General features: G+C 61.2%; 22 protein-coding genes, 1 pseudogene and 2 riboswitches. Of the genes and pseudogenes, 5 read left to right on the top strand and 18 right to left on the bottom strand.

Annotated features, from left to right (window positions below; genetic code table 11):
- Positions 1-17: 17 nt before the first annotated feature.
- The 12 genes from VJ698_RS03995 to VJ698_RS03940 form a co-directional block, all read right to left on the bottom strand.
- Entirely contained in the window at positions 18-818 is an 801-nt protein-coding gene (locus VJ698_RS03995) for an ABC transporter substrate-binding protein (RefSeq protein ID WP_324101393.1), read from the bottom strand.
- Positions 815-1,699 (bottom strand): cobalamin-binding protein, encoded by an 885-nt coding sequence (locus VJ698_RS03990; RefSeq protein ID WP_324101392.1) that lies wholly within the window; start codon positions 1,697-1,699, stop codon positions 815-817. Before VJ698_RS03990 ends, VJ698_RS03995 begins: the two co-directional genes overlap by 4 nt.
- Positions 1,696-2,694: a threonine-phosphate decarboxylase CobD gene (gene cobD, locus VJ698_RS03985; protein WP_324101391.1), complete on the bottom strand. Its 999-nt coding sequence runs from the start codon at positions 2,692-2,694 to the stop codon at positions 1,696-1,698. The genes VJ698_RS03990 and cobD overlap by 4 nt, the downstream gene beginning before the upstream one ends.
- Positions 2,687-3,628, bottom strand: a complete 942-nt coding sequence (gene cbiB, locus VJ698_RS03980) for an adenosylcobinamide-phosphate synthase CbiB (RefSeq protein ID WP_324101390.1) — start codon at positions 3,626-3,628, stop codon at positions 2,687-2,689. Before cbiB ends, cobD begins: the two co-directional genes overlap by 8 nt.
- A complete protein-coding gene (gene cobU, locus VJ698_RS03975; RefSeq protein ID WP_324101389.1) occupies positions 3,625-4,182 on the bottom strand; it encodes a bifunctional adenosylcobinamide kinase/adenosylcobinamide-phosphate guanylyltransferase in 558 nt (185 codons plus the stop codon). The genes cbiB and cobU overlap by 4 nt, the downstream gene beginning before the upstream one ends.
- Entirely contained in the window at positions 4,179-5,480 is a 1,302-nt protein-coding gene (locus VJ698_RS03970) for a cobyrinate a,c-diamide synthase (RefSeq protein ID WP_324101388.1), read from the bottom strand. Before VJ698_RS03970 ends, cobU begins: the two co-directional genes overlap by 4 nt.
- A 1-nt stretch (position 5,481) precedes the next feature.
- Positions 5,482-6,090: a cob(I)yrinic acid a,c-diamide adenosyltransferase gene (cobO, locus tag VJ698_RS03965; RefSeq protein WP_324101387.1), complete on the bottom strand. Its 609-nt coding sequence runs from the start codon at positions 6,088-6,090 to the stop codon at positions 5,482-5,484.
- A 181-nt stretch (positions 6,091-6,271) separates the two neighbouring features.
- A complete protein-coding gene (locus VJ698_RS03960; RefSeq protein WP_324101386.1) occupies positions 6,272-8,143 on the bottom strand; it encodes a TonB-dependent receptor domain-containing protein in 1,872 nt (623 codons plus the stop codon).
- Between the two features lie 129 nt (positions 8,144-8,272).
- Positions 8,273-8,503: riboswitch (cobalamin riboswitch) on the bottom strand.
- Between the two features lie 12 nt (positions 8,504-8,515).
- A complete protein-coding gene (locus VJ698_RS03955; protein ID WP_324101385.1) occupies positions 8,516-9,079 on the bottom strand; it encodes a histidine phosphatase family protein in 564 nt (187 codons plus the stop codon).
- A 3-nt stretch (positions 9,080-9,082) separates the two neighbouring features.
- Positions 9,083-9,892: an adenosylcobinamide-GDP ribazoletransferase gene (locus VJ698_RS03950; protein WP_324101491.1), complete on the bottom strand. Its 810-nt coding sequence runs from the start codon at positions 9,890-9,892 to the stop codon at positions 9,083-9,085.
- A gap of 5 nt (positions 9,893-9,897) precedes the next feature.
- Complete coding sequence (cobT, locus tag VJ698_RS03945; RefSeq protein ID WP_324101384.1) at positions 9,898-10,932, bottom strand: nicotinate-nucleotide--dimethylbenzimidazole phosphoribosyltransferase; 1,035 nt, start codon at positions 10,930-10,932, stop codon at positions 9,898-9,900.
- A gap of 97 nt (positions 10,933-11,029) precedes the next feature.
- Positions 11,030-11,249: riboswitch (cobalamin riboswitch) on the bottom strand.
- Between the two features lie 72 nt (positions 11,250-11,321).
- Complete coding sequence (locus tag VJ698_RS03940) at positions 11,322-11,672, bottom strand: hypothetical protein (protein ID WP_324101383.1); 351 nt, start codon at positions 11,670-11,672, stop codon at positions 11,322-11,324.
- Between the two features lie 169 nt (positions 11,673-11,841).
- Here VJ698_RS03940 and tatA point away from each other — a divergent pair, with 169 nt between their 5' ends.
- Positions 11,842-12,009, top strand: a complete 168-nt coding sequence (gene tatA / locus VJ698_RS03935; RefSeq protein WP_324101382.1) for a Sec-independent protein translocase subunit TatA — start codon at positions 11,842-11,844, stop codon at positions 12,007-12,009.
- A gap of 360 nt (positions 12,010-12,369) precedes the next feature.
- Here the strand turns inward: tatA and VJ698_RS03930 are convergent, their stop codons facing one another.
- Genes VJ698_RS03930 through VJ698_RS03915 form a run of 4 tightly spaced genes read right to left on the bottom strand, consistent with a single transcriptional unit; the run spans position 12,370 to position 17,975 of the window.
- Positions 12,370-15,024: an EAL domain-containing protein gene (locus tag VJ698_RS03930; RefSeq protein WP_324101381.1), complete on the bottom strand. Its 2,655-nt coding sequence runs from the start codon at positions 15,022-15,024 to the stop codon at positions 12,370-12,372.
- Complete coding sequence (locus VJ698_RS03925) at positions 15,021-15,521, bottom strand: hydrogenase maturation protease (protein WP_324101380.1); 501 nt, start codon at positions 15,519-15,521, stop codon at positions 15,021-15,023. The genes VJ698_RS03930 and VJ698_RS03925 overlap by 4 nt, the downstream gene beginning before the upstream one ends.
- 3 nt (positions 15,522-15,524) lie before the next feature.
- Positions 15,525-17,033 carry a nickel-dependent hydrogenase large subunit gene (locus VJ698_RS03920; protein WP_324101379.1) on the bottom strand — a complete coding sequence of 503 codons (1,509 nt, stop codon included), beginning with the start codon at positions 17,031-17,033 and terminating at the stop codon, positions 15,525-15,527.
- Positions 17,034-17,975, bottom strand: coding sequence for an NADH:ubiquinone oxidoreductase (locus tag VJ698_RS03915; RefSeq protein WP_324101378.1), 942 nt, complete (start codon positions 17,973-17,975; stop codon positions 17,034-17,036). It lies immediately after the preceding gene.
- A gap of 466 nt (positions 17,976-18,441) precedes the next feature.
- Between VJ698_RS03915 and VJ698_RS03910 the strand changes: the two genes are divergently transcribed.
- Together VJ698_RS03910 and VJ698_RS03905 are read left to right on the top strand one after the other, a co-directional pair.
- Positions 18,442-19,611: a radical SAM/SPASM domain-containing protein gene (locus tag VJ698_RS03910; protein ID WP_324101377.1), complete on the top strand. Its 1,170-nt coding sequence runs from the start codon at positions 18,442-18,444 to the stop codon at positions 19,609-19,611.
- 259 nt (positions 19,612-19,870) lie between these two features.
- On the top strand, positions 19,871-20,191 hold the full coding sequence (locus VJ698_RS03905) for a DUF4148 domain-containing protein (RefSeq protein ID WP_324101376.1): 321 nt from the start codon (positions 19,871-19,873) through the stop codon (positions 20,189-20,191).
- A gap of 107 nt (positions 20,192-20,298) precedes the next feature.
- Here the strand turns inward: VJ698_RS03905 and VJ698_RS03900 are convergent, their stop codons facing one another.
- Positions 20,299-20,697, bottom strand: a complete 399-nt coding sequence (locus VJ698_RS03900; protein WP_324101375.1) for a hypothetical protein — start codon at positions 20,695-20,697, stop codon at positions 20,299-20,301.
- Between the two features lie 473 nt (positions 20,698-21,170).
- Positions 21,171-23,525, bottom strand: a pseudogene (locus tag VJ698_RS03895) (heavy metal translocating P-type ATPase); the annotation flags it as partial.
- A gap of 554 nt (positions 23,526-24,079) precedes the next feature.
- Here VJ698_RS03895 and waaF point away from each other — a divergent pair.
- Both waaF and rfaD read left to right on the top strand, forming a co-directional pair.
- Positions 24,080-25,144, top strand: a complete 1,065-nt coding sequence (waaF, locus tag VJ698_RS03890) for a lipopolysaccharide heptosyltransferase II (protein WP_324101374.1) — start codon at positions 24,080-24,082, stop codon at positions 25,142-25,144.
- A 71-nt stretch (positions 25,145-25,215) separates the two neighbouring features.
- Positions 25,216-26,220: an ADP-glyceromanno-heptose 6-epimerase gene (gene rfaD, locus VJ698_RS03885; RefSeq protein ID WP_324101373.1), complete on the top strand. Its 1,005-nt coding sequence runs from the start codon at positions 25,216-25,218 to the stop codon at positions 26,218-26,220.
- Positions 26,221-26,358: the final 138 nt, after the last annotated feature.

Genomic DNA, 26,358 nt, shown 5'->3' with positions numbered 1-26,358 from the left:
CCCGCAGTCTCTCCTGTTCAGGCGCGCTTTCTCCGCTCTTGCCACTGCGCGATCAAATCGCTGATCTGGCGCAAACCCTCATTGATGGCCGACGGCCCCGGCGACAGGATGTCGACGGACTTGATTTCACTCACCATCCCCTGCTGTACAGCGGGGATCGTGTCCCATCCCGGCCGCTCGCACAGCGACGCAGGCTGGAATTTCTTGCCGCACCACGAGCCGATGATGATGTCCGGCGCGCGGCGCACGACTTCCATCGGGTCGGCAATGATGCGTTCCTTCGCACCGGGTTGCTTCGCCAGTTCGGCAAAGATGTCCTCCCCGCCTGCCACCTGGATCACCTCGGACGCCCAGCCGATGCCACTGATCAGCGGGTCATTCCATTCCTCAAAATACACCTTCGGGCGGACTGGCCATTGCGCTGCCCGTGCGCGTGCAGCGTCCACCTTCAACTGCAGCTCATCGATCAGTTTCCTGCCTTCTTCCCTACGGTCGACCAATGCGGCGAGTGTCTGCACCATGCGCAGGATGCCCGCGACGTCGCGCTGGTTGAACAGATGGACTTCCACTCCGGCTGCCGCCAGGTCGCGGCAGATATCCGCCTGCAGGTTGGAAAAACCGATCACGAGGTCAGGCTTGACCGCCAGGATCCGCTCGATGCGCGAGGATGAAAATCCGCTGATCTTCGGTTTCTCGCTACGCGCCTGCGGCGGGCGGGTGGTAAAGCCGGAAATGCCGGCGATGGCATCCTGTGCGCCGAGCGCATAGAGCGTTTCCACCGCTTCGGTGGACAGGCATGCGATGCGTTGGTAAGTCATGGTCGTTCTCCTCGATGAATGCGCGCCTGCTCCAGTTTTTCGCAGAGCGCGGCGGCCCCTGAAATGATGCGCGGCCCTGGACGGTTGAGCAAGTCGCCATCCAGCGTGAACAGGTTGTCATGGCGCGTTGCTTCCAGTGTCGGGTATTTCTTCCAGATAGCAGCGCCGTCCGATGCGCGATCACGCAAGGTACCGGCGATGACGGCTTCCGGGTTTTTCTGCAATACGGCCTCCACGCCAATCTGCGGTGCCGCCATCGGCATCTGCGCAAAAATATTTTCACCGCCGCAGACCCGGATCGCATCGCTGATGATGTGGCTGCTGTTGAGCGTGTACAGAGGGCGGTCCCAGACCTGGTAAAACACGCGCACCGTCGGGCGCTGGCTGAAACGTGCAGCGAGCGCGCTCAATCCCTGGCGCAGTTCACCCGCACTCCTGTTCGCCTGCTGTTCCGTTCCCAGCAGTTTGCCGAGGCGCTCGAGCGTCTCCGCGACATCAGTCATCTTGTGCGGTTCGCTGTAGTAAAGCGGAATGCCGAGCGCGCGCAACTGTTCCATCTGGCGCGCCGAAGCATTGTGACGCCAGACCACGAGCAAGTCCGGCTTGAGTGCCACGAGGCGCTCGAGATCGACCTGCCAGTTGTCGCCGATGCGCGGAATGGTTTTTGCAGCGGGCGGGTAATCGCTGTAGCTGACGGTGCCAACGATCGATGCGCCGCCGCCCGCAGCAAACAGCAATTCCGTCACGTGCGGCGCGAGGGAAATGATGCGCTTTGCCGGTTGCTGCAGGACGACGATGTTGCCCGCGTCGTCGCGTACGCTGATGGCAGCCGTAGCCTTGGCTGCAAGCACGCAGGCCAGCATGAATACGGCCGCCCTCATCCCTTGCTTCCTGTCAGAGGCCAGTCATGCAGCGCCTGCTCCAGGCGTTGCCACCCTGCTTCATCCGGCGGCAAGCCGACACGTATGCCGCGCGCCTTCTGCGGAAACAATCGTACCCAGATCCCGCGCTCTGCCATGTGCTGCCAGAATGCCTCGAGCCGCGGTTCCGGCCACCACTGGAACAACGCGCTTCCCGATGAGACGATACTGTGGCGAGACAACAGCGAGCGCAGGCGTTCGCCGTCGCGTTGCAGGCGGTTGAAAGTTGCGTCCTGCCATGGCCCATCGGACAAGGCCGCGCATCCAATTTCCTGCGCCGGACCACTCACCGACCACGGCCCGATCAGTTCCGCCAGGTCTGCCAGCAGGCTTTCCTGTGCAGCTACAAAGCCAAGCCGCAGGCCGGCAAGGCCGAAGAACTTGCCGACCGAGCGCAACACGATCAGGCCCGGCCGGTTGGTTCTGTCTGCCACGCTCAGGTGCGGCATGGTGTCGCCGAATGCTTCATCGACGATCAGCCAGCCACCGCGCGAAGCCAATTGCTCGGCCCACGCCAGCAATACCTGTGGCTCGACAGTGGCGCCGGTCGGATTGTTCGGATTGACGACCACCATGACTTCGCAATCCTCCACGGCCTGCCCGAGTTCCGGATAGGGAACTTCGCGCATGCTGTGGCCGGCCTGCTGCCAGCGGTACGCATGTTCCGCGTAGGATGGCCCGGCCACCACCACTCGCGACTTCGGGCGCAGGCGCGGCAAGGCCTGGATGGCTGCCTGCGTGCCGGCAACCGGCAGCATGCACGGCGCGCCGTAGTGTGCGCAGGCCGCCGCAGCGAGTGCCGTACTCGCCGGTGGCAACCTGTGCCACGCATTGGGAGTCAACATCAGCGCCGGGTAGGGTTGCGGGTTGATGCCGGTCGACAGGTCCAACCACTCCGCGAGTGGAATGCCGAAATGCGCGACCGCATCGTGCAGGTTCCCTCCATGCTCAAGCATGCAACATCCTTTCAATCAAAGCGGCGGCGCACAGTACGCACACCCACAGCAAGACACTCCCTCGCACCAGCCGCCAGCAGCGCCCGATATCCGCCGCCTGCGCCGCGCGGCCATTGCCGAGCGGCGGCCTGACTTCATCCACGCCGTCATAGCATGCATGGCCGCCGAGCATGAGCCCGAGCGCGCCGCTGCCGGAGGCCATGACCGGACCCGCATTCGGACTGGGCCACGCCCGCGCCTGCGTGCGCCAGCACAGCCAGGCGCGGCGGCTATCGCCCAGCAGCGTGTAGGACAACGCGGTCAGCCGCGCGGGAATCAGATTCAGCACATCGTCAATGCGGGCGGCCACGCAGCCAAAGGCCAGAAAACGCAGCGTGCGGTAGCCCCACATCGCATCGAGGGTATTGGACAGGCGGAACAGCAAGGCGCCCGGACCACCGGCAACGACGAACCAGAACAAGGTGCCGAACACGGCGTCGTTGCCGTTTTCCAGCAGCGACTCCACTGCCGCTTTCGCTAATGCGCCGGAATCAGCATGTTGGGTATCGCGGCTGACGATGCGCGATGTAAGCTGCCGGGCCTTGTCCAGGTCGCCTTGCGCCAGCGCCTGTTCGATGGGTTGCGTGTGCTCGCGCAGGCTGCGCAGGCCGAGGCTGAAATACAGCAAGAGCACATGCAGCACAACGGCTGCAACACCGCCCGCGCTCGCCAACCAGACGGCAAGCGCCACCGGCGGCAGCACGGCCAGTATCCATGCCAGCAATCCTCTCGCAAACCGCCACTGTCCCACGTTGAGACGCTTTTCCAGCCAGCCGGCGATGCGGCCAAACCCCACCAGCGGATGCCAGCGACGCATTTCGCCCAGCACCGCATCGAGGATGATGCCGCCGGTGAGCAGCACGACCAGCGTGGACAGATTCAAGCCGAGGATCATCGTTCCCCCTTCAGCACCAGCGGCAATCCGGCAGCCACCCAGACCACCTGCTCGCAGCGTGCCGCCACCGCCTGGTTCAGGCGGCCCGCCTCGTCGACAAACCAGCGCGACACCGCGCCCTTCGGCACGATGCCCATCCCGACTTCATTCGACACCAGAACAACATCGCCCTGCGCCTGCTCCAGCGCGCTCAAAAAAGCTTCGCGTTGTTCAAGAAAAATCGCAGGCGGTGCAATCGACCCAATCTCGGGGAAGTCCCCGTTCTCTGCGAACAGCAGGTTCGACAGCCAGACGGTCAGGCAATCGACCAGCAGCAGGGTGTCCGGCCGGCTCCAGCGCGCGATGGCCTGGCCGAGCGCGAGCGGCTCTTCCACTGTCTGCCAGCGGCAATGGCTGCGCCGCTGGCGATGATGTGCAATGCGCGCCGTCATCTCCGCATCACCCGCCTGCGCGGTCGCTACGTAGATGACGTCCCGGCTGGACGCCGCGGCCAGGTTCTCCGCATACGCGCTCTTGCCGGAACGGGCGCCGCCAAACACGAGCGTACGTCTCATGCGCCTGCCCTGCCGAGGAATAGCGCCGCCACAGCCGATGGGCAGGACGGGAAATACGCATGGAAATAGGAAGCAGTGAGTGAACCGTTGCGATAAATCGCCTCCCCCGCATCGCCGGACGGATGTCTCTTGGTGCGCGCAAACGGCGCAACATCGGTTTCGAGACGCGAGTAATGGAATGCATGCCCGCGCAACTGGCCTTGCGGCGTCGACCAGCCTTGCGAGCCGAGCGCGGCGAGGCGCTTCTGCATGACCACCTGCCCACGCAGCAGGCCAGTCATCGGCCAGGTCTGGCCATCAGTATCGGCCAGGCTATCGGTCAACGCCATCATGCCGCCGCATTCGGCAAGGATCGGACGCTGCGCTGCGTGGGCATCGCGTATCGACGCCTGCCATGCCTGCGCCTGCGACAGGCGCTGCGCGTGCAGTTCCGGATAGCCACCGGGAAGGTAGATCGCATCGGCCTGCTTCGGCACTGGCTCGTTCTCCAAGGGAGAGAAGAAGACCAGCTCGGCGCCGAGCTCGCGCAGGCAATCGAGATTGGCGGGATACAGAAATGCAAAGGCAGCGTCGCGTGCAATCGCGATGGTTTTGCCGCGCAAGAGAGGTTCAACCGGCTCAGCCGCGTCGTCGTCGGCCAACGCCACCGGCGGCAATACCTGCCACGCTTCCGTGTCGAGCAGGAGTTCGTCGGCAATGCGATCGAGCAAGGTATCGATCGTCTCGATTTCGCCCGGCTGCACCAGCCCGAGATGGCGTTCCGGCAGGGATTCCTCCTGGCGCGCAAGCGTGGCCAGCAACGGTACGCCAGGCATCGCATCCTTGATCATGCGCGCGTGGCCGGGGCTGCCGACGCGATTGGCGATCACGCCAGCAAGATTCACCGGACCATAATCACGCAAGCCGAGCACTAGCGCGCCGGCAGTCTGCGCCATCGCGGAGGCGTCAATCACGGCAAGCACCGGCACGCCGAATGCGCGGGCCAGGTCGGCGGAGGATGGCGTGCCGTCATACAGTCCCATCACGCCCTCGATCAGGATGACATCGGCGTCCGCGCTCGCTTGCGCCAGCAGCTTGCGGCAATGGTCAGGCCCGACCATCCACAAGTCCAGCGACTGCACCGGCATGCCGGCCGCCTGCTGCAACATCATCGGATCGAGGAAATCCGGGCCGGTCTTGAATACCCGTACGCGCATCCCGGACCGGACCAGCTTGCGCGCAAGTGCCGCCGTGACGGTCGTTTTTCCCTGGCCGGATGCAACCGCTGAGACCAGGACAGCTTTGACAGAAGATGCCATCTCACCACTCCACGCCGTGTTGTGCCGCGATGCCGGCGGCAAATGCATGTTTCACCGGCTGCATGTCGGTGACCGTATCCGCCGCAGCGATCATCTCCGGCAACGCACCGCGTCCCGTCACTACCACATGCTGCATCAGCGGGCGGGCATGCAGGTCGGCGATGACGCGGTGGATATCCAGATAATGGTATTTGAGCGCGATATTGAGTTCGTCCAGCACGACGAATCCGATTGCAGGATCCGACAGGAATACTTTTGCCTGTTGCCATGCGCGCTCGGCGCAGGCGACGTCTCGCTCGCGGTTCTGGGTTTCCCAGGTGTAGCCTTCGCCCATCGCGTGGAATTCGACCTCGTTAGGAAAACGCTGCAGGAACAGCTCTTCGCCTGTCGATTTGGCGCCCTTGATGAACTGCACCACGCCAACCTTCATGCCATGGCCAAGGGCGCGGATTGCCATGCCGAAGGCGCTCGAACTCTTGCCCTTGCCATTGCCGGTATTGACTAGCAGTACGCCGACGTTGCGCGACGCCGATTCGATCTTCTGGTCAACAATTTCCTTCTTGCGCTGCATGCGTGCATGGTGGCGCTGATTGATGTCGCTTTCGCTCATGGTTCCTCTGAAACGATTTAGAGCGCCTATCAAATGCGTAGCGGGCAGCCCGATCCTGGATCGAGAAGCGTAACCGTACGTAAGCTACGGTGTGCATCGCAGGTCCGGGATCAGGTTGCGCAGTAGCATTTTGATAGGCGCTCTTGGTTGATGGCTTGCGTTCTTGCGTTACCTGCCTCGCCTATTTCATGGCGTAACGCACGCCGATAAACAGACTTGAGCCGGCGGTCGCGTAGTTCCTGACCAGTTCATACTTCTTGTCAAACACGTTGTCCCATCGTCCGAACAATGACCAGTCCGGCGCGAAGTCATAGCTGGCGTGCAGATTGACGAGGGTGTACCCGCCCAGCACATTCCTGTTCGCGGCATCGTCGTAACGCCTGCTGGCAAACACGAGTTCGCTGCCCGCGCGCACGGACCCGGCGTGGTAGTCGACACCCACGGTTCCGTGATGGCGCGCGCGGCGCGCGAGCTGGCGACCTGTGGTTTCGTCATGCGGGTCCTGCAGGTCCAGGCTGCCATGCATGAGGTAATTTCCGAGCGTGGTGCTGGCGCCGAAGGTCACGCCGCTGAGCAAGGCTTTGTTGACGTTATAGGCACAGCCGAATTGATGGGTGGCGGGGTCGACTGGGCAAGGGAAGGCGGTGACGAGCAGGTCCGTGATGCGGTTGTGGTAATACACCGCGCTGAACTGCGATTTTCCATCGTCATGGTACAGCCCCGCTTCCATGTCCCTGCCTTTTTCCGGCCTGTTTGATGCGATGCCGTAGCCAGGGAAAAACAGTTCATTGAAAGTTGGCGCCCTGAAGCTGGTGCCAAGGCTTGCGTTGGCACGCAATGCATTGGTCATGCGATAGCCGTAGGCAAGGCTGCCTGTCGTCGTCGCACCGGTTTGCGAGCTGTCGTCGTTGCGCACGCTGGCAGTGGCCAAATGCGCGCCGCGTCGCAGCTGGTATGCGGCCGCAACGGAGTTCGTGGTGCGGGTACGGTTGACCGCAGCGTTGCTGGTATCGGCTTTTTCCTCGCGCCGTTCCAGCACCATCTGCAGCACGTCCTTCCCGATGCTCACATCATTTTGCCAGCTCAGGCCGGTTTGCCGGGTATCGAAGAAATTTCTGCCGGACGCGGTGATTGACGCGAGCTTGTCGTCGGACTGCGACAGCTGCACGGTGCTCAACCAGCTGGAGGTGATCCGGTTCTTCGCATGAAGCGCGATGGTATCGAGCGTCTGCACGTTACGGTCATCGAAGATCCTGCTGTTATCGAATTGCGCATTCAGGTGGTTGTGCAGCAGGCTGAGGCCGATTTCCTGATCCTTCGCCAGCTCAAGGCTGAACTGACCGCTCGCGTTGTCGCTCGTGTATCCATCCTTGTCCGGATTGAAACCAAATGCGCCCGCCTTTGTCGCGGAAAAGCCATCAGAGGTTTCATGCGCCGCGTTCAGCGCATAACGGAACTTCCGTTCTCCGGCAGTGGCGCCGGAGATGCCCGCTTCAAGATTGCGCGTGTTGTAGCTCCCGACACCAGCAGAAATAGCCGGGGCCGGTTTGCCTTCACCCTTCCTGGTGAAGATCTGCACCACGCCTCCCATTGCGTCCGCGCCGTACAGGCTCGAAAGCGGGCCGTAGACGATCTCCACGTGATCGATCTGCGATAAGGGGATAGCCGCCCAGGATGCACCTCCCGTGGTCGCGGAACCAACGCGAACGCCATCGACCAGCACGATGTTCTGATTGTTCGCGGTGCCGCGAATGAATACGGAAGAGTTGGTGCCAGGGCCGCCGTTGCGGGAGATTTCGATACCACGCCTGGCCTGCAGCATGTCGACCAGCGAAACCTGGCCGGACTGCGCGATCTCTTCTGAAGTGATGACGACGTTATCGCTCAACACCTCACCGGCAATTTGCGGCGTACGTGTCGCGGTAACGACGACTGGTTCCAGTTTCTTGGTTTGGACAGCCTGCCCGAAGGCAGATGTGGAAGCTGCAACAGCCAGTGCCATTGCAAGTGGGCGACGCGCCGTACCGGCTGGTCGGTAAATTGATGAAATCACGAAATGATATCCAGAGAAAGACAACCGGCCGCTTCCCCGCAGCCGGATTGAACAGAAGCACTGGAACCGGATATGACGAATGAGAAGTTTCAGATGACACTTCTCGATGTCGCGAAGATCCCCGTCCGCGTGCTTCCACCTGTCCTGGCCGGTATCCGGGCTGGCAAGTCGAACCGGCCTACCTTCCCATGCAAACTGCACAGTGGTACGAGGGGCCGGCTATCGCGATCAATCGCGATGCTTGCTTACCGTTGCGGGGGCAGCACACGTTAGCTTCATGAATCGACCATGACGCGTCGTGTTTCCCGTTTAACTGCGCGCATGAACATGCGCGCGGGCACCAAAACATGCCTATTGTAAAGCGTGCACGGGTCAAGGACAAGCCGGGCAGTCAAGGACAACCAGCTCGCCATAGCCGATCTTCCCCGGATCACGCGCCGCTGCAAGCGCCACCTCTTCTGCAGTGCTGCCGTCGCGGCAGGCCATAAGCAGGCGTATGGTTCCCGCATGACAAACGACCAGTGCATCCTCCTGGCAGCGCATGCGCTCCGCATGAAACGCATGAACCCGCCGTGCGGCCTCCAGCACGCTTTCGCCGCCGCCCGGTCGATAGCCGACGACATCCGAAGCCCATGCCTCGACCTCGCCACGATCGATTTCCTCCCAGGTCCGCATCTCCCACTGGCCAAAATGCATTTCTGCCAAGCGCTGGTCGTGAATCGGCGGAGACACACCAAGTCGGGCGGCGAGTGCAACAGCCAGGGTACTGCAGCGGCGCAGCGGGCTGGAGAATACCGGAAGCCCCTCCGGCAATCGGCACGCCAGCGCCGACACCGCACGCTCATGTTCTTCCTGCGACACCAGTAGATCGGAACTGCCATAGCAGATGCCGGGCACGATGGCCGGCTTCGCATGTCTGACAAGGTAGAGCCGCATCGATTATCCAGCCGTCGCCAAGGCCGCAAGATAGAACGCTGCTTCAGCCACCTGCTGCACGGCGCCGAGGCAATCGCCGGTGTAGCCGCCGATGCGCCGGATGAATTTCCTTGCCATCCAGATCGTGACGCCACCAGTGGCGGCGACTCCGGCAGCAAGGGTCTTCCAGGACAGCAGGCCGATACCCAACAACGCCGTCAGCGCGGTGAGGGCAGTCAATGCGGCGATGATGAATTCCAGGGGCGACATCTGCTGCGCAAGCGGTTTTGACTTGCCTTCTTCCCTGACATAGTCGAGACGCCATATGAGCGTGACCGCTGCGAAGCGCGACAAGGGATGCGCAGCTAGCAGCGCCGCTATCGCCAGCGGCGACGGGAGGGAGGACAGGGCCAGGCACTTCACGGCAAGCATCATGCCAATGCCAATGGCGCCGTATGCACCAATGCGCGAGTCCTTCATGATTTCCAGCGCGCGTTCGCGCGTGACGCCACCGCCCAGGCCGTCGCACACATCGGCGAACCCGTCTTCATGGAAGGCACCGGTCAGGTAGATCCCGGCTGCCGTCGAGAGCAAGACCGCGACTGACGGTGGCCAAAACCAGACGCACAATGCATACACGATCGCCGTCGCGACGCCGACCAGCAAGCCGACGGCCGGGAAGTAGCGCGTGGACTGATGCAGCCATCCCGGATCGAAACCCACCCAGCGCGGAACCGGCAGCCGCGTAAAAAACTGCACGGCGGTGAAGAACAGCCGGCACTGATGAATCACACGGCCAGCCAGCCCTCTCGGTGACGTCTCCAACGACTGCATCATCGTCACGCCTTCGCGCCGCTGACCTGCGCGGACTCGAAGGTCGCCATCTCGTTCAGGAAACTGGTTGCAGCACGCAGCAGCGGCAAGGCCAGCGCGCAGCCGCTGCCCTCGCCCAGTCGCAGGCCCAGCGTGAGCAGAGGCCGCGCGCCGAGATGCGCAAGCATCTGCTGATGGCCACGCTCGTCCGAACAATGCGAAAACACGCAGTAATCCAGGATGGCAGGTTGCAGACGCGCGGCGACCAGCAATGCGCTGGACACGATGAATCCATCGATCAGGAGCACCATGCGGCGCTCGGCGGCGCGCAGCATTGCGCCGGTCATCATGGCGATCTCGAAACCGCCGAATCCCGCCAGCACATCGAGGGGGTCACTGACTGAGGCATGACGTTCGACGGCGCGTTCGATCACATTCTTCTTGTGCGCAACGCCGTCGCTCGATAGGCCGGCACCCGCGCCAACGCATTCGGCCACAGGTACACCGGTCAGCTTGTGCATGATCGCCGCAGCGGAGCTAGTATTGCCGATTCCCATCTCACCGAAGCCAATCACATTGGCATCCAGGTCGTCGACCAGGCTAATGCCGCGCTTCATCGCCAGCGCGCATTCCTCCTTGTCCATCGCAGTCGCTTGTGTGAAATTGCGCGTTCCCGGGCCGACCTTCCGGTCGATCAGGCCATCGCGCGCACCGAAGTCATGGTTGACGCCGGCGTCGATGACATGCAACGCACAGTCGTTCTGGTTTGCAAAGACATTGATGGCGGCGCCCTGCGCCAGAAAGTTCTCGACCATCTGCCAGGTCACGCTTTGCGGAAAGGCGGAGACGTTCTCGGCCACGACGCCGTGGTCGCCGGCAAAGACGAGAATGGACGGACGATGGATCGTCGGACAGACCGTTTGCTGGATCATCCCGATCTGCTTCGCGATGGTTTCAAGCATGCCAAGGCTGCCGAGCGGCTTGGTCTTGTTGTTGATTGCGTGGTCGAGTGCCTTGGACAGCACGGCGTCAGCCGTGGATTCGATGTGTGGAATGCGCATGTGCCTTCCATGCCGCCGCAGCGGACATGGCCCATAAAAATAGGGTTAACAATGTGATGGTAGTGATCGCAGTACTCCCCGTCTGCAATCATCGGCTCATCCTGAATGATGTTTGGCCGGTATCCGGGCTGGCAAGTCGAACCGGCCTACCTTCCCATGCAGACTGCACAGTGGTACGAAGGGCCGGCTGTCGCGAGCACGCGCGACGCTTGCTTACCGTTGCGGGGGCAGCACACGTTAACTTTGAAAAGCACCGTGTTTCCCGTTTAACTGTCCGCATGAATATGCGGGCAGGCACCAAACGCGGCTTAGTTTATGCGCAGAGGATGCGGGAGTCAAATTTGCAACACGCTATGCCCGCAAGCCGAAGACCGAAGCGTGTCTAGCCGCTACTTCGCCGCAGTCTGTTCTACGACGTCGACGGGCGAATCGCTTTCGTGGCGCAGCCGCAGGCGACCGAATTTGGCAGGAACGACCAACATGCTTCCCTCGGTCGCAAATGGAAAGCGCGTCTCGCGCCCGCCGGCCTCGATCAGCAGCACCTCAGGCCGTGGCGCACCTTCCTTGAGCGTGATCAGCACATCTTCGTCCCGCGGCTCGATCTCCTTCGGATAGATCGCGCTTTGCGGATCGCCCTCAATGATGTACCTGGTGCCGATGTGGGCGCGCACTGCATGGTCGCATGCGCAAAGCGAGAGCAAAATTGCAACGATCGCGGCAAGGCGGACTGGTCGGGCCAAGGCATTTCCCTTCAAAGTGTTTGCCTCGCGAGTGTAGTGCAATGAACCTTTCCATTGCCTGACAAGGGCTGGTGATGCGGGGAAGGAACAAATTTCCGGTAGTGCAATCCAACAGGAGCCGGCTGTAGCGCCTGGGATCAAACGAAACTGGAAACTGAAGGACAGGAAAATGGGTGAATTAAGTATTGCGCACTGGCTCGTCGTATTGGTGATCGTGATGCTGGTGTTCGGCACGAAGCGGCTGGGCGATGTCGGCACCGATCTTGGCAAGGCGATCAAAGGTTTCAAGGATGGCATCAAGGATGCGGACAAGGACCAGGAACCTTCGCAGAAGTAGCGCTTGATTCCTCACGATACGAGGCCTTCGCCGTATGCGAAGCACTTGTCCTTGCTGCACATCGCATTGCGTGCGGGCGGAGGCCACTAGTTCAAGGTCGGCATATCTCTCCCCGTCGTCCTTGCGAGGGCGGGGACCCATGACCGGTTGATTCTGCGCTTCGCTCGCACAGGCAGATAGAAGTATCCGACCGCCCTATCGGTCCCTGCCTTCGCGAGGACGACGAGGGAAAAGGTGTCGTGCAAGCGCAAGCGGCAAGGCCAGCCCTCGAACGCCGGCCGCCTATTTCGGCATACCATGGCGCCCATGCGCAAACGATGCCGCAAGAAATAGTTCGCGTTGCCTGAACAGCAACCCGCTTTAGCCTGCGCTTTTCGGGGAGGCGGGCATCCCGTCCCTGCTCTCCTTCAGCAAGGCGGTCAGCGCCTCCGCTTCCACCGCCCTGCTGTAACGGAAACCCTGCACCTGGTCGCAGTGCAGCGTCCGCAGCCATGTTTCCTGCTCCGGGGTTTCCACGCCTTCTGCTACCACCGTCATCTGCAGTTCCCTGCCGAGCCCGAGGATGGCGCGCGTGATGCTTGCACTCGCGCCCGGATGCGCGAGGTCGGCCACGAAGGATCGATCGATCTTGAGCTTGCTCACCGGGAGCCGGCGCAGATAACTCAGAGAGGACTGCCCTGTGCCGAAGTCATCGATCGCCAGGCGCACTCCCAGCGCGTGCAAGGCTTCGAGTTCGCGGATATCGCGCTCGACATGGCGCATGATGTAGGTTTCCGTAATCTCAAGTTCCAGGCAGCGCGACGGCAGTCCCGTATCTTCCAGCACGCGGCCCACGGCGGCGACGATGTTGCCGCGCTGGAGCTGGATCCCCGAGAGGTTGACGGCAATGGTGTCAAGCCGGAACCCTGCATCCAGCCACGCCCTGGCTTGGCGGCAGGCCTGTTCCAGCACCCAGTGCCCCAGCGTGATGATCAGGCCGGTGTCTTCCGCGATCGGGATGAAGGTGTCAGGAAAAACAATGCCGCGCTCCGGATGATGCCAGCGCAGCAGCGCTTCGACACCGATGATCCGGCCATCGTCGAGCTTGTAGAACGGCTGGTAGTGAACCTTGAGCTCATGGCGCTGCATTGCCTGACGCAAGTCGTTCTCCAGACCCATGCGTTCGGTCGCGAATTCGGTCAGCTGCGTTTCGTAAAACCTGAAACACCCTCGCCCATTCTCCTTCGCCTGGTACAAGGCCAGGTCCGCATTCTTGATCAGGCTGGTCACGTCGTGGCCATGGTCCGGATAGACGCTGGCACCGATGGTCGTTCCTACTGACAAGGTATGGGCGCGCAGTTCAAGCGGCGAGATGAATGCGTCCAGGAGCTTGTCGGCAATCACGACCGCATCGTGGTTCGTTTCGATATTCTCCACGAGGACGACAAACTCGTCGCCGCCGATGCGCGCCACCGTGTCCTCTTCACGCAGCGACTGCTGGATGCGCTTTGCCACCGCGCGCAAGAGCTCGTCACCCACGGGATGTCCGAGGCTGTCGTTGATGTGCTTGAACCGGTCCAGGTCGAGAAAGAGGACCGCGAAGCGGCTGCCTTCGCGCCGGGCACGGGTCAGCGCGCGCTCGCAGCGATCCAGCAGCAAGGCACGGTTGGGCAATCCGGTCAGGACATCGTAGTGGGCAAGGCGGTAGACGCGCTCCGCCGATGCTTTCTGCTCAGAGATATCGTAGAAGATGCCGATATAATGCGTGATCTCGCCTTTCGCATTGCGCACGGCCGAGGCGCTCTGCCAGATCACCATCATCCGCCCTTCCTTGTGGCGGTTCTGCATCTCTCCTTCCCATTTGCCGTCGCGCTGGAGGGACTCCCACATGCCGCGATAGAAGGCATTGTCATGATTTCCCGAGGTGAGGACGCGCGGTGTCTTGCCGATCACTTCCGCTTCGCTGTATCCGGTAATTTCGGTGAATGCCCGGTTCACTTTATAAATGCTGCCATCTGGCCTGGTGATGAGAACCCCGTTGAGGCTGTTCTCGAAGACGCTTGCCGACAGCCGGATGTCCTCCTCGGCCTGTCTTTGCGCGGTGATGTCCTGCATGGTGCCCAGTGCGCGCACGGCCTTTCCATCATCGTCGTAGTGGGTGATCCATCGCTCGCTCACCCACTTGGTCCGGCCGTCGTGAAACAGCAGGCGGTGCACGAGCTCGCGCGGATGACGGGCCACGAGCGGCGTCATGTACGCCCGTTCCACCGTCTCGCGGTCCTCTGGATGAATGGCGACACGAAGGAGGTCGAACGATGCGTCCGAACACGCCGGATCGATCTCGACAATGCGGAACACTTCAGCTGACCAGGTCAATGCATTCGTACGCAGGTCCAGCTCCCAGCTGCCAAGCCGCGCAACCTGCTGTGCCTCGTTGAGGCGGGCTTCGTTGACGCGCAGGCGGAGTTCCTGTTCCTTCAGGGTAGTGATATTGATCGCATTGATGACAGCCCCCTCCTCGGTACCCTGGTGCCCGTAGAGCATCGTCGCGTTGACCAGGAAGTGCTGATAGGACTTGTCTTTGACGAGGAAGCGGTGTTCCGCACCGTAGATACCTTGTTGCCGGACCGTTTCAAACAATGCTGATTGTGCCGACCAGGGAAGCACAGGCTGTTGGCATGCCAGCGCATCGCGCTCTTCCGGATGAAGCAGGTCATCCAGCGCACATCCTTCAAGGCTGCCCCGTTCTGCGGCAAGATGTTCCTGCGCATACCTGTTCTCCTGCCGCACCCGTCCATCCGGCCCGAGCACGACGACCACGCATGCAACCGTGTCCATCACCCGTTGCGTAAACGTGGCAAGCGCATGTTCCCGCTGATGCGCGTCGCGCAAGGCATTGCGCTGGGCCTCCAGTTCGCGCAACATGCGATCCGAGATTTCCGCGGCAGCGATCATTTGCGCTTCGAGCGCCGCGTTGGCCAGGCGCAGCGCATCGAGCTCGTCATGCAGGCCGCGCAACCGTTCGCTCTCGCTCATTGCTCCTCCTGCTGCATGCGGCTGCTGGACTCCTCACCTTCCTTGTCGTTCCTGTCTCGGCCTTGCATCCATGCGCACAGCATGTTCACCGCCCCGTCCACCGCGCCTGCCATCTGCGCTGACAGTCCGGGCCGAAACGGGGTGACCGCCGCCATCTCCGCAGTAAGGATGCGCAAGGCGGGCAAGCGTCCGTCCATGGCGGCCAACGCCTGGAGCAGATAGCCGACGCCGGCATCGTGGCCAGCAAGGACTGACTCCGCATCAATTTCGTAGAGCTCCGGCTGTCCCAGCCTGCCGGGTTGGCCAGCGGGTGCGGCTGCATCCACGACGATGACCTCGTCGCATTGAAAGAGCGCGAGTGCATCCAGACCGCGGCAGCCAGCATTGAATGCTTTCCAATCCGGCGGCAACACCATCTGCCCAAGGCGGCCGTGCACCGCAGGGCCGAACCCATCGTCTCCATGCAGTTCATTGCCAAAGCAAATGACGTGACGCATCGTTCATGCGGCGTAGCGCACTCGCCGGCCGCTCCCCAGAAAATGAACCGAACAAACCAGGCAAGGATCGTGGGAACGGATCACATGCCCCACCTCCACAGGGTCGTCCGGATCGGCCACGCGCAAGCCGATCAGGCTGCGCTCCCAATGCCCCATTTCACCCGCGCTGTCGCGTGGCGACGCATTCCAGGCGGTCGGCGTAATGATCTGGTATTTATCGATCACGCCATTCCTGATCTTTACCCAATGACCCAGCGCGCCTCGTGGTGCCATGATCAATCCGCATCCCTGGCCGTCCTTCTCCGCATGCGCCGGCGGGCTGAGGAAATGGGGCTCATTGAGATGGGCTGCCATTTCCTTCAGCAATTGCCGGGCGCGTACCAGCTTGAATGCCGTCCGCCGGATGCGGGCGAGCTGCCGCAGCCAGGCGCTGTCTCCTTCCGATTCATGCAAGCTGCGGATCAGCGCGTCACCGCCGATGAAAAGCTCGGCCAGCGGCCCGGTCTGCACTACCTTGTCTGCATAGCGCGGCGCCTTGGCCCAGGTGTAGCGGTCGGACGCAGGCTGGTACAGGGGAACGGTTTCGCCTTCATAAGGATGACGACCGCCCGCGTACTGGCGAAACCAGGAATAGCGGACATGCTCGTTGATACGGCCCTGGTCCAGTGGCAGGACCTGTTTGATGTCCGCGTCGTAAAAACCGGCGCCGGTCGATGCGCGCAGCAGCGGATCGATTCCGGCGAAGGAGATCATATGGGGCGTGCCTGCGCCGAGCTGGTGCAATCCGATGGAACGCATGAAGCGGGACATCAGGCCCAATGCGCTATTCGCGGGTCCTTCCTGGTCCAGCCATCCGTAGAGGGATGGCGCACTATTCAGCGCCAGCCACTGTTCGAGCGACGCACCGATCACGCGCGTCTCATACCACCGTGATACCTCATCCAGCACCGCCTGGCACGCCAAAATGCGCCGCATGTCCGGCGGCGACGCGACACCACCGGGCAGCATGTAAGAGGAATGCGGCCACTGGCCACCGAAATGCGCGATGAGCTCGACGGCACGTCGCGTAATGGCGAGCGCCTCACGATGCATAGCACCCTTGAAGGGTTCGAAGGCCGCCATGACGTCATCAAACAGCACGTGCTCGCGGTAACGCGGATTGCAGAAATCCGGTGCAAAGAAAAGAAAGGTCTGGCGCAGGTCGCTCTGTATGCCTTCCGCCATCAGGCAAAGATCGCGTATCCGTACGGCGTTGGCAGGCACGGGAAGCTGCCATGCCTGCTCAAGTGCAAGCACGGCGGCGTAGAGATGCACGGTGCTGCAGATGCCGCATATCCGCGGTGTGATCACCATGGCATCGCGCGGCGTGCGTCCGATCAGGATTTGCTCGAAGCCGCGATACAGATGCCCAACCGTCTTTGCATCGACCACGACCCCGTCCTCCAGGGTGACGCCGATGGTGAGGTCTCCTTCGACCCGGTTCAGCTCCAGGTTGACTTCGACGCGCGGCATCTAAGGTTCCATTTTCTTGTTGCGGACACGTTCCGGCGCTGCGGCACGAGCCAGGTTCTTGTAGGCCATGTATCGCGCCCGCTCTACGCCGAGTGGCAGATGCAAGGGCACTTCCCCGAGTTTTTCAGTGCACAGCAGATCGCCGTCGCGTGGAAAGTCCGGCGACGTGCAACCGAAGCATGGAACACCGACACGCGTTTTGCTGCTTGCGCCATTCCACAAGTCGCTGTTGCACATACCGCGGGTCAGTGGCCCCTGGCAGCCCAGGTTGAAAAACAGGCAAGCACGGTCGCCCGAACAGGTATCCTCGATGTTGTATTCATGGTATTCGTTGCGCGTGCATCCTTGATGCACGATCCTGCTGAAATGCGATGTCGGGCGGTTCAGTTCATCCAGCACAAGCGGTGCGCCCGCTGCCAGCCAGGCCAGCGTCTGTGTGATCGCATGCGGATGCGCCGGGCATCCAGATATATTGATCACCGGAAGGCCGCCACGGGAACGCCAGTCGGCGCTGAACAGTCCTCCCGGCCTGTCATGATCGAACTGCAGGCCGATGCAGCCGCCCGCGTTGGGCTGCGCGGCAGGCATGCCGCCGAACGCCGCGCAGGTCCCCACCGCAACGACAAGGTCCGCATGCTCTGCAAGATCGCGCACGACGTCCAATTTGGCGCGTCCGTTGCAGGTGTCATGCAAGCCGGTGCCATGCGGCGCCGTGACAATACTGCCTTCAACACACAGGATCCCGAGATGCAGCTCGCCATGGATGATGCGCACCATGGTTTCATCACGGTGTCGCGTCGCGTGATAGGAAAGCGAAGGATGCCAAAGGAGCTCCACTCCCATGCTTGAGAGCAGTTGCTCCACGCTGGGGCACGTCGCGCTCAACAGCGCGAGCGTGTCGCCACCACATGCAGCGGTCTGCAGCCAAAATAGCGTGGTCATGTCGTAACCGGAATGCGCGCTGCGCATAAGCTGTCGCGATGTCGTTTCTCGGCATCCGGCAGGCCTGCCAGTAAAGCTATTGTTACCTGTACATGCCCAATGCATGTTTCGCCTTCGCCGAACGCGCACTGGCGAAATGGGGACACTCTGGCCTTTTGGGTAACGTTAAGGAAATAGATTCACTAAGGCAACAAAAGCCTCGAGATTGTTTGCCTCAGGTCAATCATCGCGCGCCGGCAAACTGCTTCCCTCACAATAGCAATGGCAAGCCCAGTCTTTGCGCCGCGCTGCGTTCGCGTGGCCTACTCGAATTGCCCAGGCCCCCGCCAGATCACGCCGCAAGAAAACCCCTGATTTTTCTTGACTCAAATCAAGTAAATCGGAAGAGCGATTGTTCCCGCTTTTTGCATCGTCTACCCTTTCGCCCTCACTCACCAACAACCAAAATAAGGAGTCATTTCCCATCATGAGTTCGATTCCGCTCGTGTTTTATCCGACGCAGCCAATACCCCAGGTCGACGATCGGCCGCCCATCGTCGGCAGCCGCGTGGAATTGCAGTTATTGACCACCTTGACCTGCAACCTGAAGTGCACCTATTGCTCCATTTCGGAAGGCGGCGTGCTCGGCTCACAGGGCAAAGTGACATACTCGATGGAAGCGCTGGACAATTTCATCCGCAAGCATCTCGACGGGTACGATGTCTACGTCACGTTTTACGGCGGTGAGCCGACACTGAACCAGCCGTTCATACGTGAAGTCATGACGCGCTATCCGAACTTCCGTTTCCAGCTCCAGACCAATGGCACCCTGCTCGACAACCTGCCGGACAATGTCCTGTCCCGCCTGTCGAACATCCTCGTGTCGATCGACGGCGGTGAGAAGACGACTGACGGCTACCGCGGACGCGGCATCTATCGTCAGGTGCTGAAGAACCTGCGCGAGACGCATGAACGCATCGGCGGCACAGTCACTGCTCGCATGACCTGGAGCAACGACGCGATTTCCTTCGAGGAGATCGACGCGCTGACGGAAACCTTCGACTACGTGTACTTTCAGTTCGTCGCCGGAGAAGCCTACACAGCGGAGGCCGTCGAAGGACGCAAGGCGGTGCTGTCGAAGCTGATCGAGCGCTTCTTTGCGTCCACCGATCACATCTATCCGATCATTCCTTTCATGGGCGCGATCCGCAACAAGGTCATGCCCAAGCGCGCGATCGAGCTCTATGACGGCAAGACCCAATGCCGGGTGTCGACGCACATCCTGAACGTCATGCCGGACGGGAAAATCTATCCTTGCCCCGACATGATGCATTTGCCGGAAATGCTGCAGGGCGACCTGGATGGCAACTGGCTGCGCGCCAGCCCCTTGCAGCCGCATCCGAACATGCCCTGCCACACCTGCGAAGCCTATTCCTGGTGCCGCGGCAACTGCATGAAGAACCTGTACCTCGCGTACGTGAAAGGCGATGAGCGCTATCGCAAGAACGTCACCGACCCGATCTGCGACCTGGTGCGTTTCATGGGCCAGGAAATCGACCGCCACCGGCCGGTGGAATGGTTTGCCTCGCTGCCGCTTGCGGCGCGCAAGGAGATCACGGATTGCGAGGTGTACGAGTACGTCGAGATCATGCCTTAAGAAGGCCAGGTTTCCGGAAAAGGTCTTTCTACCGCCCGTGACCGAATTAACACGGCCACGGGCGGTATTGCATCGGGTGTCGATACACCTCGTCTCTGCATATAAACATTCACGCTGCCCCGCACATTACACACTTGTAATCCGGCCGTCAGGTTTCTGTTCGTGCCCGCCATCTACACTCGGGTCATGGATAAGCGAGATGCAAACCGCGAATCCACGCAAGCTCACTTGACTGAACCCACGACATAGAGGCCGTATCATGAAATCGAACAAACTCGCCACCGTCTTCGCATTCACCGCACTGTTGACCGCCGGACTGACCAGCGCCTTTGCCGGCGACGCCGTTGGCAACGACAACTGGGTTGAATTCAACAATGTCCCGTCGACAAAGACACGGGCAGAGGTGGTCGCAGAACTCAACGCGGCGCGCACACAAGGCCTGCTCGAACAAAATATTGAGGCGACCTATCCAAACCTGCCGGTAGCGCGCAGCACACGTTCGCGGGATGAAGTCCGCGACGAAGCGATTATCGCAACGCGAAAACAGCAGCGTGGCTTCGAGTACTCAAGTGGCCAATGACGGATCTCCCGGCTTTTTGCAGTACGGCTCCCGGCGCACCTCCTCCCTGCGCCGGGAGCTTCTTGATCTTTCCGCGAAACGCTGCCTCGGATGCTGCATTCCAGTTGCTATTCGGGCTTCCACTTGAACGAACGCGGCCTTGCCTCACCCGGCCGATTGATTCGCAACTCCACGACCGCTTGTGCCTGCGCAGGCGCGTTGAACCGCAATACCCCTTTGCGATGATGCCCGCCGGGCGGATCCGCCTGCCATGATTTCGGCGCGATCTGCGTACCATCGGCGAGGACAAGCATCGCATTCTTCATCAGATCATCATTGAGCGGCTGGGTATGGGTGTCGAATGTGACGTCAAATTCCCACGCCGAGCCTTGCAGCACTTTCGGCGTCACCTTGACCGTCACTGCCGATTCGCTGCTGGCCTGCGGGGCAAGGTTCCCTGCATCGGCGCCACTCCACGCAGCCAATGCAGCAAGCAATACGCAAGTACGAACGATCATGCGAGACATTTTGCGTGCTCCCTGGAAGCGTTGATGACCTTGTTTCCAATGTAGGCAATGCCCGCGGCACTAAACAGCAAGCCGACCCAGAACAGTTGCACCTGGAACTGCGCTGCAAACGCTACCAGGCCGGTTGCGCCCAGCACCGGCGCGACATTGGCCAGATAGTGCGCGCAGCAGGAAATCATGGCGGCCGTCGATGTGGTGCCGGATGCAGCGACAACGGTTCCCGTCTGCTTCGCATGCGTCACGAGATCGCGCAAGCGTACGAAGAGGCCGATCTGGATGCCGAAGCCGGCGGCGAGCGGCACGATGTAATACCAGAATTCCGCAAACTGGCTGACGGTGAATTCCCAGCCGGAGACGGCGGTCAATACGCCAAAGTACAAGCCAAGCAACAGCAGGAAAGCCAATGCCCCGAACAGGAGCTGACGATGGCCGCCTGCGGCGCCCGGCGGCGTACTTCCAGCGCTCCCGCCACCGCGCAAGCGCAACGCATTGGTGATGACAGAGACCGAACTCAGGCTCATGGCGAGTGCCGCGATCATCGGCGAGAGCAACTGTCCGGTGAACGGATACAGCAGGCCGGCCGCCAGCGGAATGCCGAGCGCGTTATAGACAAATGCGAAGCCGAGGTTCTGCCGCATATTGCGCACCGTGTCGACCGACAAGGTGCGCGCCCGAGCAATCGCGCGCAGATCGCCCTTGACCAGGGTCACATGCGCGCTGTTGATCGCCACGTCCGTGCCGGTCCCCATGGCGATGCCGACATTCGCCTTGGCGAGCGCGGGCGCATCATTGATGCCATCGCCCGCCATGGCGACGATCTTGCCTTCGTTCTGCTTGCGCTCCACGAGTTCAAGCTTGGTTTGCGGCTTGACTTCGCCATATACCTCATCAATGCCCAGCTTCTTCGCCACCGATCTTGCCGTGGTGACGCCATCGCCCGTAGCCATGACGACATGCAGTCCCGCATCCTTCAGCGCCTGGAGCGCTTCCGGCGTACTGGACTTGACCGGATCGGCAACGGCAATCAGGCCGGTCAGTCTTCCACCCACCGCCAGATACATCACGCTTGCGCCTTCCTGGCGAAGCGCTTCCGCCGCGCTGCCCATGCCGTGCCAGTCCACTTTTTCCTGCTCCATCAAGGCCGTATTGCCGAGCGCAATGCGCCGTCCGGCGACGACGCCCCGCACGCCAATGCCGCTGGAGGACTCGAAGCGTTCCGGCTTGTCGAGCGCCAATCCGCGTTGCCGCGCTTCGGCCACGATCGCGTGCGCCAGCGGATGTTCGCTGCCCTGGTCGATGCTGGCGGCAATGCGCAGCACTTCCTGTTCCGTGAAACCGGAAGCCGGCACCACCCGGTCGAATGCCGGTTTTCCCTCGGTCAGGGTCCCGGTCTTGTCGACAATCAGCGTATCGATCTTGCGCATGCTTTCAATCGCGGCGGCATCGCGAAACAGGATGCCCTGGGTAGCCGCGCGGCCCGTTGCCGCCATGATGGACATCGGCGTCGCCAGTCCCAGCGCACATGGACAGGCAATGATCAGGACTGCAACTGCATTCACGAAGCCGTATACCCAACTGGGCTCCGGCCCGAAAAAGCCCCAGCCAAGAAACGTCAGCAAGGCGATCGAGACGACCACAACCACGAAGTACCCGGCCACCACGTCGGCCAGCCTTTGCATCGGTGCACGCGAACGCTGCGCATTGGCGACCATCTGCACGATCTGTGACAGCATGGTCTGCGCGCCGACTTTTTCCGCGCGCATGATGAGGCTGCCGCTGGTGTTGATGGTCGCGCCGATCAGCTTGTCGCCCGGACGCTTGGTCACCGGAATCGGTTCGCCGGTCAGCATCGATTCATCCAGCGCGCTTTCTCCTTCCAGCACCACCCCGTCGACCGGAACCTTCTCGCCGGGTCGGACGCGCAGCGTGTCGCCGATATGAACATGGGTAAGCGGAATGTCTTCCTCGCCGCCGTCGCTCCGGATGCGGCGCGCCGTCTTTGGTGCCAGCCCCAGCAAGGACTTGATGGCGGCAGAGGTCTGCGATCGCGCCCTGAGTTCGAGTATCTGCCCCAGCAGTGTCAGGGAGGTGATCACGGCGGCAGCCTCGAAGTAGACGCCAATCCGGCCATGCGCGACGAAGGATGCCGGAAAAATACCGGGTGCCACGGTCGCCACAACGCTATAGCCGTATGCTGCGGCCACGCCAGTGCCGATGAGCGTCCACATGTTGGGGCTGCGCTGCTGCAGTGAGCGCCACCAACGCACGAAGAACGGCGCGCCCGCCCACAGGACAACCGGTGTACTGATCGCCAGTTCGATCCAGCTCTGCTGCGGCAGGCCGCCTTCGACGATGCGGTGCCCGAACATGGCCATGAGTGTCACGATCACTGTGAGTGGCAACGTCCACCAGAAGCGTCGCCGGAAGTCGATCAGTTCGGGATTCTCTTCTTCCTCGAGCGAGGGCATGACGGGCTCAAGGGTCATGCCGCAGATCGGGCAATTCCCGGGCGTGGCCTGCCGGATTTCGGGGTGCATCGGACAGGTATAGACCGTGCCCTCCGCTGAAGGCTGTGCCGGCTCCGGCGCGCTCGGATTGATGTAGCGCGACGGATCGGTACGGAATTTCTCCATGCAGTTGGCGCTGCAGAAGTGATACGCCGTCCCCGCATGCTCGATGGTCTTGTCCGGTACCGCCGCCACTTTCATGCCGCATACCAGGTCGGTAAATGGCTTGCCGGATTGCGGTGCCGAATCCACGGCATGATGGGCTGCGTGGTCATCGTGTCGATGGCCGCTGTGGTCGTGGTGCATGGTCCTGTCGTCCATGATGCACTCCTCGTCCTGGTTGGCGGTGGAACTCTGCCTCACCCTTAGAGCCCATTCCGGTAAGCGGCGCCCGCAAGTTCATTGCGTTGTCGAAACAATGGATTCGCCAATATGCCCTGAAGATGTCCATCGCTGCACCGTCGTTGCAGCGTGAGCTCATCGTAGGAAGCCCGCTGACAAAGATGAATGATCAAGGTCAAAAAGCACCGGCTACGGTTCGCGCGGCCATCCCTTTCGTTCGCAACGCTGGCAGATCCATGACGGCGCATTTTCCGGCATGAAATTCGTCCACGGTGTTACTCCGCCAAATGCTGCTCACAAGATCAACATAGTCCTTTCCACCATGGGAAAGTCAAGGTTGAAATCGTCACTGACCGGGGCACAAGCTCCGAAAAGCACGGGCCACAGCAGCTCCGCGCATCCCGATGACAAAATGCCATTGCAGCAATTGACTTTGCTGGACGGCAGTCCATTTGGCTACAATATGCTTCCCGTTTTCCGCACACCCGATTTGCGCCAACAATCCCGCTCCCGGAGCGGACAGGTTTCCAAGAATGAATGTAAACAAGGGCGACACGCCGCGTGTCCTCGTCATCTCACCCAACTGGATCGGCGATGCCGTCATGGCACAGCCGCTGCTCGCGCGCATCAAGGAGCGGTTTCCGAGCCGTCCGATCGACGTGCTCGCGCCAGCCTGGGTGGCTCCGGTTTGGGAGGCGATGCGCGAAGTGGCAACGGTCATCCAGACGCCTTTCAAGCATGGCATGCTGCAACTGGGTGAGCGCTGGAAACTGGCAAAAACGCTGCGCGAGAGGAAATACGCCGAAGCCTATGTATTGCCGAACACGTTCAAGTACGCGCTGATTCCGTGGATGGCCGGCATTCCCCGCCGCGTCGGCTATCAGGGCGAAATGCGCTACGGACTGATCAACATGATGCATCATGACAATCCGGATTCGCCTCGCCCCATGGTGCAGTTCTACGCCGCCCTGGCCGATGCCCCTGCGCGATTCCTGCCACGCCCCCCGGTGCTGCCGCGCCCCGTCATGCACGTCTCCGACGAAACCGCGGCGCAGGTATTGAGCCGGATGAAAAACGCGCCGGAGATGCCTTATGTCGCCTTTGCGCCGGGCGCCGAGTTCGGTCCCGCGAAGCGCTGGCCGACGGAACGCTTCGCGGAACTGGCCGCCCAGGTTCACCAGGCCTACCCGCAGGTCAAGATACTGCTGCTCGGATCCGGCAAGGACAAGGAGGTCTGCGATGCGATCACTGCTGCTGCGCCGGATGTGCAGAACCTGGCGGGCGTAACGTCGTTGAAGGAAGCCATCGTGCTGATCGCCAAGGCAAGCGCAATGGTGACCAATGATTCCGGCCTCATGCACATCGGCGCCGCATTGAAGCGGCCGCTGGTCGCCGTCTACGGCCCCACCGACCCTCGGCACACACCACCCTTGTCCGACCTGGCAAAGATCCTGTGGCTGCACCTCGAATGTGCGCCGTGCCAGAAACGGGAATGCCCGCTCGGGCATCATCACTGCATGCGCAACATCTCCGCGGACAATGTCTGGGAGCCGCTTAAACTGATGCTCGGACGCGATACGCTCGAAGGGGCGTCATGACGATCATCGTGGCAGGAAAGATGGCATTCATGCCGTCTGGCCCGAAGAATTGAATTTACTGGGAGTTTGAAATGATTTTGGTCACCGGCGCAGCGGGTTTTATTGGAAGCAATATCACCCACGTACTCAGCAAGCGCGAAGCGAACAGTGTGTTCGCTGTTGATAACCTGTCCCGCGCCGACAAGCTGGGCAACATTGTCGATTCGGACATCGCCGACTATCTCGACAAGGAAGACTTCCTCGATCGTCTCAAGCGCGGCGAGTTCGCCGGCAAGTTTTCAGCGGTGCTGCACCAAGGCGCCTGCTCCAACACGATGGAGCAGGACGGCCGCTACATGATGCGCAACAATTATGAATACAGCATCGCCCTGTTCGAATTCTGCCAGCAGGAGAACATTCCGTTCATCTATGCATCGTCCGCGGCGGTCTATGGCGGCGGACGGGTATTCAAGGAAGAACGCCAGCATGAACGCCCGCTCAACATCTACGGCTACTCGAAATTCCTCTTCGACCAGTACGTGCGCCGCTTCTGGGCGAACAAGGGCAGCAAGCCAGCCGCGCAAGTGGTGGGGCTGCGTTACTTCAATGTGTACGGTCCGCGCGAGGTGCACAAGGGAACCATGGCATCGGTGCCCTATCACCAGTACAACGAATTCCTGGCCTCGGGCAAGGTGAAGCTGTTCGGCGCCTATAACGGTTACGAACCGGGAACACAGATGCGCGACTTCATCCATGTCGATGATGTGGTCGCCGTCAACCTGTTCTTCCTCGAGCATCCGGAGAAATCGGGGATCTTCAACCTTGGCACCGGCAGGGCACAGCCGTTCAATGACATCGCGGTTGCCGTCGTCAACAGCCTGCGTCCGCAAGGCGGGCCTCTCTCCCTCTCGCAGATCGTCGAACAGGGACTGCTCGAGTACATCCCCTTTCCGGACAAGCTGAAAGGCAAGTACCAGAGCTTTACACAGGCAGACATCAGCCTTCTGCGCGAGGTCGGGTATCACCAGCCCTTCATGGACGTGAACACCGGGGTCACGCGTTACATGGAGTTTCTCAACAAGGCCGCCGGCCGCTGAAAGACCGTGATACGTTGATTACAGACCGACACATTCCGGTACAAAATCAATAACATTTCATGTCGTCGGGCTCCTTTCGGACGTCGTTAAGGAGGTGCAGCACCATCCAATGAACACCTCGCCTGAAAGGAACACGTC

The sequence above is a fragment of the Noviherbaspirillum sp. genome (assembly GCF_035254685.1).
In the GTDB taxonomy this organism is placed as follows: Bacteria; Pseudomonadota; Gammaproteobacteria; order Burkholderiales; family Burkholderiaceae_D; genus Noviherbaspirillum.
Note: the sequence above shows the minus strand (reverse complement) of the source record. Positions and strands in the feature narration are given on the sequence as shown.